The following is a 731-nucleotide window of genomic DNA, read 5'->3' on the forward strand; positions in this document are numbered from 1 at the left end:
ACACCACGCGGTGACGCGATCCTGGTTGCTCGAGGGCAGCTTGCCCATGCTGGCCTGTGGCCACAGCAGCACCCTGCCCGCGTTCTGGAGCCCGCAAGAAGCCTTGGGGGATTTAACCACCCTTGAACTCACGCACGAAGGCGAAGCCTTCGATGCCAGCCAACCGCAGCTGGGCTTGCGATATCACGCCAAAGCGACCTTAATCAGCCGGGCCAGCGGGTATCAACCCACGTTTCCGGCCATGCCCGAGCTGCCCCTGGCGTTTCCGGCCCGTATCGAAGCTCGCGGCCGTTACGCAGACCTGGATGACCGGGGCCAGTATCAATTGCGCATGGGGTTCAGCCACCACAACACCGAGCGCCTGGAACACACCCAGGCCAGCCCCAGCGTGGAACGCCTGGTGCCCTTTGCCAACGCCAACCAACCGCTCAGCACCGGTTGGCACTTCCCCTTGTTGGATGGCAGCACCGTGTTGGTCGCCTTACTCAACAACGACCCGAACCGACCCTGCGTCCTGGGTTTTGCCAGCGAACTCAAACAGGACGGCCCGGTGACCGACCGCAACCCGAGCCAAAGCCGGATTGTCACCCCCGGCCAGAACGAACTGACCTTCGACGACGATTTACCCAACATCATTCTGCAAACGTTCGACGGCCAAACCAAGCTGGAACTGAACGCCGCCGGTGCCCAACCCTTCATTAAACTCGCCGCCGACTATGGTTTATTACGCC

At 61.8% G+C, this 731-nt stretch carries 1 protein-coding gene; it reads left to right on the forward strand.

The window, feature by feature from the left end:
• Positions 1-103 precede the first annotated feature (103 nt).
• Positions 104-731: hypothetical protein (locus tag IYN85_RS25625; RefSeq protein WP_230390987.1), on the forward strand; the 628-nt coding region annotated here is incomplete at its 3' end.

Origin of the sequence: Reinekea sp. G2M2-21 (genome assembly GCF_015687175.1) — a bacterium.
Taxonomy (GTDB): domain Bacteria; phylum Pseudomonadota; class Gammaproteobacteria; order Pseudomonadales; family Natronospirillaceae; genus Reinekea.